Annotated in this window: 4 protein-coding genes; all 4 read right to left on the bottom strand. The window is 73.1% G+C overall.

The window, feature by feature from the left end:
* A partial coding sequence (locus BFF76_RS29775) for a hypothetical protein (protein ID WP_065849468.1) occupies positions 1–868 on the bottom strand: 868 nt, incomplete at its 3' end.
* 67 nt (positions 869–935) lie between these two features.
* Positions 936–2,462: a hypothetical protein gene (locus BFF76_RS29780; RefSeq protein WP_053929066.1), complete on the bottom strand. Its 1,527-nt coding sequence runs from the start codon at positions 2,460–2,462 to the stop codon at positions 936–938.
* A gap of 57 nt (positions 2,463–2,519) precedes the next feature.
* Positions 2,520–6,134, bottom strand: coding sequence for a hydantoinase B/oxoprolinase family protein (locus tag BFF76_RS29785; RefSeq protein WP_065849469.1), 3,615 nt, complete (start codon positions 6,132–6,134; stop codon positions 2,520–2,522).
* Positions 6,135–6,566: 432 nt separating this feature from the next.
* Complete coding sequence (locus BFF76_RS29790; RefSeq protein ID WP_053929068.1) at positions 6,567–7,985, bottom strand: hypothetical protein; 1,419 nt, start codon at positions 7,983–7,985, stop codon at positions 6,567–6,569.
* Positions 7,986–8,056: the final 71 nt, after the last annotated feature.

An 8,056-nucleotide genomic window follows, 5' to 3' on the forward strand; every position in this document is an offset into this window, starting at 1 on the left:
CCTCGGTGTCGGGAGGCGGCAGCAGGGTGGCCGAGCCGTCCGTGACCGGGACGACGCCGAGGTCCAGCAGCTCGGCCATGGCGGCGCTGCCCGCCATGTCGCGTACTTGGAGCTGGTAGCGGGCCGTGGTGCGGTAGGCGCCGCCCGCGTCGTCCCCCGTTCGCTGGAGGAAGCCCGAGTCGGTGAGGAAGGCGACGGCCTTGCCGATGATGCCGGTGGTGGATCCGGCGAGCCGGCGGGCGTCCTTGGTGGCTCCGGTCGAGCTGCGGCGGGCGTAGATGCGCCACCCCGACTCCAGGCCGGGGGCGTCGGTCGCGGGGTCGGTGTTGTCGCCCTGTTCCTCGGCGCGCTCCTCCAGGCGCCGGCATGCCTGGCGGACGAACGCGTCGACGCCGTTGACCGTGAGGCGGCCGATGTAGGAGTCGTCGGCGAGGTCCTCGGGCCGGGGGAAGGCCATGGCTGCCACGGCGAGGTGGGCGAGTCCGTGCAGGAATCGGTCAGCCGCGTCGGTCGACGCGCGGCGGGCGTAGTCGCCCATGCGTACGGCGAAGACCGAGTCCTCGCCGGCGGTCACGGCCATCCCCGCGCGGGTGGAGACCTCCAGGACGACGAGTCCGAGGCCGGTGGCCACGGCGTCGGCGAGCCGGGCGAAGGCGGGCTCCTCCCGGTAGCGGCGGAGCAGCTCGGTGTATTCGGCGTCGCGGGCGGGCATCAGCTTCGGCTGCAGCCCGCAGGAGACCAGCCGGGCCGCGTCGGCCGCGTCCGCGGGGGTGACAGCGGCGGGAGCGGCCGGCCGTGCGGCGTCGGCCGCGGGCGTGAGGGACCGGTCGTCCCACGCGTCGGTGTGCTCGGCGTGCTGCTCGCTCAACTCGGTGACTCCTCGGTACGGGTGCCGCTCTCGCACGGCAGTGGGTGGGTGGCCGGGCCGTGGACGCTCACGAGGCGTCCTTGCGGTCCGCGGCCATGCCCGCGGCGTCCAGCAGGGCCATGCCCACTATCAGGTCGGCTCCGCCGAACTCGTGGTCCTGGAGCGGGGTGCCGTCGTCGACGGCGAACAGCAGCCGGCGCTCGCCCTGGCGGTAGGCCGTGCCGACCGGTGGGCTCGCCGCGTGGACGGCGAGCAGGGCGACCAGATAGGGCAGCTCGGGATCGCGCAGCCGGGCCTCGGCGAGGAGTCCGGAGAGCCGGCGCGGGGCGTCGTGCTCCAGATCGAGCAGCTCCATGGCGAATCCGAGCTGCTCCTCGCTGAACCGGCTGTCGTCGGGGGTGGCGATGAGGTCCGGCTCGGGCATCTCGGCGCCCAGGTGTTCGCGCTCCACCGGGGGCATCAGCAGCAGGTCGACGAGGTCGCCGATCCGGACCGAGGTGGGCGTGCGCAGCCCGGTGCCGTGCGCGAAGAACGCGTCGGTGGCCCGGGTGGCCTGCTCCACGGGGAGCGGCAGCAGGGGTACGACGAGCTGGCCGTACAGGTCGAGGCCCGCCCGCGCGGTGGGGGTGGCGAAGGCCTGTCTGTCCTGCTCGGCCCGGAAGAGGGGGCCCGCCTCCAGCAGCCTGGACTGGAGCTGGGTGTGGCGGCGAATGCAGTCCTTGACGATGTCGACGAGCTCGGCGGCGCGGCGCTTGTGCTCGGGTTCCTCCGCCTCGTCCCTGGCCTTGCGGATGTTGGTGAGGATCGCGTTCTCGTGGCGGTAGCGGTCGGCGACGTGGTCCAGGGCCTCGGTGATCATGTCGGGCACGGCGTTGAGCCAGTCGACGGCGCGGACGTTGCGCCGGGTCGCCTCCAGTGTCCGGCGGAGCGTCTCGGCGTACTGCACGGTGCGGTAGCGGGCCTGTTCGGCTGCGAGCTGAGCGTCCGCGAGACGGCCCCTGCTGATGAGGACCTCCAGCTTCACCTCGGCGGCGATCTGGGCGCTGGTGACGTCCGTGTCCAGAGCGCCGACCAGGACGTTGACCGCCTCGTCGGTGGCGCGGAGGTAGACGCTGCCGCCGTGGCCGGGGACCTCCTCGATGAGCTTGAAGTCGTAGTCCCTGCGGACGTAGACGCCGTCGGGCCCGAAGGTGCCGTACACGGCGCGGAAACCGCGGTCCACGCTCCCGACGTTGATCAGGTTCTCCAGGACCCAGCGCGCGACGCGTTCGTGCTCGGTGACGGGCCGGCGCGGTGCCTGGGCGGCGACCCTGGGGAGCAGTCTGGCCACTATCTGGTCGTGGTCGGCGCCGGTGTCGAAGTCCATGTTGAGCGTGACCAGGTCGATCGCGGCGAGGGCGACTTCGGCCATCGCGTAGACCGTGTACTCGCCGGCCAGATTGGCCTTGCGCACGTCGAGGTCGTGCAGCGGGGCGGTGCAGGCGAGAGCGCGCAGCCGACGCGAGAGCCCCTCATCGGCGGCGGGGCCCGGAGCGGGCCTCGGTCCCGCGCTGAGCTGGGGCGCAGCGGTCTGGGTGTCGGCGGTCGAAGTCACGCTGCACAGATTAGGTCCTCGCACCGACAACGGTCGAAACGGCGCAGAAGCGACCGGTCACGTGTGCCCGTAACCGCCCCCTCCGGGGGTGCGCAGCACCAGGACGTCCCCGGCGTCCAGCTCGGCGGTGTCGCAGCCCCGGAGGCGGGTCACGGACGCCCCGCGCGCGCGTTCGACGTACTGCTCGCCGAGCGCTCCGGGCCCGCCTCCCGCCATGCCGTAGGGCGGCACCCGCCGGTGCCCCGACAGGAGGGCCACGGTGACGGGTTCGAGGAAGCGGATCCTGCGTTCCACCCCTCGGCCTCCGTGCCAGCGGCCCGTGCCGCCGCTGCCCTCGCGTACGCCGAAGCTCTCCAGCAGGACCGGGTAGCGCCACTCGAGGACCTCGGGGTCGGTGAGCCGGGAGTTGGTCATGTGGGTCTGCACCGCGTCGGCCCCGTCGAAGCCGTCACCCGCGCCGGAACCGCTCGCGACGGTCTCGTAGTACTGGACGCGGTCGTTGCCGAAGGTGAGGTTGTTCATGGTGCCGGACCCTTCGGCCTGGACGCCCAGGGCCGCGTAGAGGGCGCCCGTGACGGCCTGGGAGGTCTCGACGTTGCCCGCGACGGTCGCCGCCGGGTGGGCGGGGGCCAGCATCGATCCGTCGGGGACGCGGATGTCCAGAGGTTTCAGACATCCGCTGTTGAGCGGGATGTCGTCCTCGACGAGTGTCCGGAACACGTAGAGGACGGCGGCCATGACCACGGACTTCGGGGCGTTGAAGTTGCCCCGCTGCTGCGGGGAGGTGCCCTCGAAGTCGAGCACGGCCCGGCGTGCCTCGCGGTCCACGGTCACGCTCACCTCGATGACGGCACCGTTGTCGGTCTCGTAGCGGCAGGAGCCGTCGCGCAGCCCTGCCACGATCCGGCGTACGGACTCCTCGGCGTTGTCCTGGACGTGCCCCATGTAGGCCCCGACGACGTCCTGCCCGAACTGGTTCGTCATGCGGCGCAGTTCGGCGATGCCCTTCTCGTTGGCCGCGATCTGGGCGCGCAGGTCGGCGAGGTTGGTGTCCGGGTCGCGGGAGGGGTGGGCGGCGGCGGTGAGCAGGTCCCTGGTCTCCGCCTCGCGGAGCGTTCCGTCCCGCACCAGCAGCCAGTTGTCGAACAGGACGCCCTCCTCTTCGATCGTGCGGCTGAAGGCGGGCATGGAGCCCGGGGTGATGCCCCCGATCTCCGCGTGGTGGCCGCGCGAGGCCACCAGGAAGCGCAGCCGGCTCCCCCCTCCGTGCGCGGGCTCGTCGAACACCGGCGTCACGACGGTCACATCCGGCAGATGTGTACCGCCGTGGTAGGGATCGTTGATGGCGTACACATCACCGGGCCGCAGGGAGCCCTCGTTGCGCCGCAGCACCTCTTTGATGGACTCCCCCATGGACCCCAGGTGGACCGGGATGTGGGGGGCGTTGGCCACGAGACCGCCGTCGGCGTCGAACAGTGCGCACGAGAAGTCCAGCCGTTCCTTGATGTTGACGGAGTGCGCCGTGTTCTGCAGTCGTACGCCCATCTGTTCGGCGATCGACATGAAGAGGTTGTTGAACACTTCGAGCATGACCGGGTCCACCCGGGTGCCGACGGCGGTGCGCTCGGGTCGCGGCTCGGCCCGGCGCAGTACGAGGTGTCCGGACGGCCCGGCCGTGGCCTGCCAGCCGGGGTCGACGACGGTGGTGGCGTCGTCCTCGGCGACGACGGCCGGTCCGGTCACGGTGTCCTTCGTGCGCAGCGTGTCGCGGCGGTACAGACCGGCGTCCCGCCATCCGTCCCCGGCGAACATCCGCACGGTTCCGAGTGGCCGGAGCGGTCCTCGCCCCGCACGCGCGCCGGCCGCCCGGGGCGGGGTGTGCGGGCCGGCCGCTCCGGTGGCCTCCACAGAGACGGCCTCGACCACCAGGGGCTTGTCCATGGCGAATCCGTACCGCGCCCGGTGGACGCCGGTGAACTCCTCCGTCATGGCGGCGACGGTTCCATGGGCGACGGGCAGGGCGGCGTCCGTCCCGGCGTAGCGCAGGAGGATCCGTGCCCGGGTGCCGATGGCACTGCCGGGGACGCCGTCGGAGCGGAGTTCGGCACGGGTGCGTTCCGCCAGGCCGTCGCAGAGACCGCGCAGCCGGCTCCCGGTCTCCTCGTCGAGCGCGGACTCGACGGACTGTTCGCGCATCGCGGTGGCGTCGGCGAGACCGATGCCGTACGCGGAGAGGACTCCGGCGAGCGGCGGTACGAGGACGGTGTCGATGCCCAGGGCGTCGGCGACGGCGCAGACGTGCTGCCCTCCGGCGCCGCCGAAGCCGGTGAGCGCGTAGCGGGTGATGTCATGGCCCCGCTGGACGGAGATCTTCTTGACGGCGTTCGCCATGTTCAGCACGGCGATCTCCAGGAATCCCGCGGCCACCTGCGCGGGCGTGCGCCTGCTTCCGGTGGCGGCCGACACCTCCTCGGCCAGCGCTTCGAAGCGCTCCTCCACGAGGCCGGCGTCGAGCGGCTGGTCGCCCGCGGGGCCGAAGACGGAGGGGAAGTGCTCCGGAAGGACGCGGCCGAGCATGACGTTGGCGTCGGTGACGGTGAGCGGCCCGCCCCGGCGGTAGCAGGCGGGGCCGGGGTCCGCACCGGCCGAGTCGGGGCCGACCCGGTAGCGCCGTCCGTCGAAGTGCAGGACTGACCCGCCGCCGGCGGCGACGGTGTGGATGCTCATCATGGGAGCGCTCATCCTCACCCCTGCCACCTGGGTGCCGAGTTCACGTTCGAACTCGCCCGCGTAGTGGGAGACGTCGGTGGAGGTGCCGCCCATGTCGAACCCGATGACCCGGTCGTAGCCCGCCTGCCCGGACGTACGCACCATGCCGACGACGCCTCCGGCGGGGCCGGAGAGCACCGCGTCCTTGCCCCGGAAGTGCGCGGCCTCGCGCAGCCCGCCGTTGGACTGCATGAACATGAGCCTGATCCCGGCGAGTTCGCCGGCCACCTCCTCGACGTACCGGCGCAGGATCGGCGAGAGGTAGGCGTCGACGACGGTGGTGTCGCCGCGCGGCACGAGCTTGATGAGCGGGCTGACCTCGTGCGAGCAGCTGATCTGGGTGAAGCCCGCCTCCCTGGCCTCCTCGGCTACGGCTCGCTCGTGGCCGGGATGGCGGTAGCCATGCATGAGGACGACGGCGGCGCTGCGGATCCCGTCCTCCGCGGCCGCCCGCAGCCGCTCCGCCACCACGGCGCGGTCGAGGGGTTTCACGACCTCCCCCCGGGCGTCGGTGCGCTCCGGGACCTCGATGACCCGGTCGTACACGGCTTCGGGGAGCAGGATCCGGCGGTCGAACAGGCGCGGCCGGTTCTGGTACGCGATACGCAGGGCGTCCCGGAAACCTTCGGTGATGACCAGCACGGTCGGCTCTCCCCGCCGCTCCAGGAGGGCGTTGGTGGCGACGGTGGTGCCCATCTTGACGCCCGCGACACGGTCGGCGGGGACCGGGTCGCGGGGGCCCAGGCCGAGGAGCAGCCGGATTCCGGCGACGGCCGCGTCGCGGTAGCGGCCGGGGTCGTGCGACAGAAGTTTGCGGGTGATCAGCCGGCCGCCGGGATCACGTCCCACCACGTCCGTGAAGGTGCCGCCGCGGTCGATCCAGAACTCCCAGCGTCCGGTCATCCCTCCATTCTGGCGCGGGCGACGAACCCCCGCAGAGACGGCGTGCGGGGCAGATCCGCCGGCGCCCGGACCGGGCCTGCTGGGCGCGTGCGTCGAGCCGTTCACCCGTGCCGCGAGCCCGGTGGGCGGTCTCGGCCGCCGCGGGCGCCGGCAGCTGGGGCAGCAGATCCGTGCTGCGCCGGGCCGGCCAGCCGGTCCCCTCGGTGGCCGGCCAGAGGGCTGCGGCCGCCCGGGGCCGCGGGGGCTGCTGCGGCTCGTGACATCGGGCGGGAAGGATTCGGTGACGATGACGTCACGCATACGGATGTTGTCACCGCGCCGGGCGTGCCCCTGCCTACATGGATCTTTCCGCGCGGGGAACGTCCTGTGAGCTTTGCGCCGCGCGCCCCCGGCGCGCGGCATCCGGACTCCTGCTGCCGGCGGAGCTGCGGCTCAGAGAGCGGGTGCGTCCGGTCCGATCCTGCTGCGTACGGCGGTCTGGACCTCGGCCTCCTCGGCCGGGTCGGCGGCGAGCCGCCTCAGCCGTTCGGCGACGCGGATGTCCCCGGTCTCGGCGTGGTGTGCGGCCAGTTCCCGCGTGGTCTCCTCGCAGTCCCAGAGGCATTCGACGGCGAATCCGCTGGCGAAGGAGGGATCGGTGGCGGCCAGCGCCCGGGCGGCCCGGCCTCGCAGGTGCGAGGAGGACGTCTCGCGGTACACGTGGCGCAGCACGGGTGCGGCACAGGCGATGCCGAGGCGGCCGACGCCGTCGACGAGGGTCCACAGGCGCGTGGCGTCGGGGCCCTCGCCCCTGACCGCCTCGCGCAGCGCGGCGAGCACGAGCGGGGCGTCCTGTACGCCGCCGCGGCAGGCCAGCACTCCGGCGGCCGAGGCGCCCAGGGCGTCGGGACGGTGCACCCATCCCCGGGCCCGGTCGACCGCCGCTTCTCCGCACATGCGCTCGAAGGCGGCCACGGCCGCTTCGGCGACGGTACGGGACGGGCCGCCGGCGGCCCGCTCGACCAGGTCGAGCACGGCAGGGTCCCGTGCCTCGGCCAGATAGTGCAGGGCGGCGCAGCGCGCACCCTCGGAGCCGCTGCGGGCGGCCTCGATGATCAGAGGGCGGTCCTCGGCACCGGCGACGGCGGAAAGGCACCGGGCCGCAGGGACGTGGAGCGCGCTGCCGCGTTCCAGTCCTTCCTGTGCCCAGTCGAAGACGGCCTGGACGCTCCAGCCGGGTCGCGGTCCGCCGGGCCTCATCTGACGCTGCCACCGGTCGAAGGAACCCTGCTCCGTGGCCGCCCTGACCCGGGCGCCGACCGCCTCGCGCGGGTCGTCGGCCCAGAGCCGCCAGGGGCGGGGCTCGAACGCGTCCCGCACGGCGGCGGCCAGGCCGGCGGTGCCGTCCGCGGTGGCGGGGAAACGGGCGAGCACGGCCTCGGCCAGGGAGCGCAGCCCGGCGTCGTCGTCACGCAGGGCCAGCTCGTCGAGCGCCCAGGCCCAGTTGGCACCGGTCGCGGCGTACCGGCGCAGGAGTACGAGGGCGTCGTCGCGCCCGTAGGAGGCGAGGTGCCCGAGCACGGCGAGCGCGAGACCCGTGCGTGAGTCGTCGGTGTCGAGGTGGTCCTCCGCGTCCCACAGGTGCCGCTCGATCTCCTCGGTGCCGCCGTCGAGATCGAGGTAGAGGCGCGCGTAGTAGAGGGAGCGGTTCTCGACCTGCCAGTCGTGACGAGGATCGCTCAGGACGCAGTGGTTGAGAGCCGCGAGGGCCTCGGGCCGGGGGGCGGCGAGCGCGTGGAGCGTGCCGTCGCCACGGCCCCTCTGCAGCAGGCCGAGCAGGGTGCCGCTCGGCGCTATGAACGGATCAAACATGGGGAAAGCCTCACATCAAGCTGTCGACGCAACCGGGACTGTGCTGTTGGGTGTGCCGGGGTGACATCCCC

The sequence above is a fragment of the Streptomyces mutomycini genome (assembly GCF_001700505.1).
GTDB classification, from domain to species: domain Bacteria; phylum Actinomycetota; class Actinomycetes; order Streptomycetales; family Streptomycetaceae; genus Streptomyces; species Streptomyces mutomycini.

What these genes read in the sequence shown, in the direction of transcription:
- BFF76_RS29785 (WP_065849469.1), bottom strand. Translation starts at nt 6,134, where the DNA reads ATGACCGGACGCTGGGAGTTCTGGATCGACCGCGGCGGCACCTTCACG.
- BFF76_RS29790 (WP_053929068.1), bottom strand. Translation starts at nt 7,985, where the DNA reads ATGTTTGATCCGTTCATAGCGCCGAGCGGCACCCTGCTCGGCCTGCTG.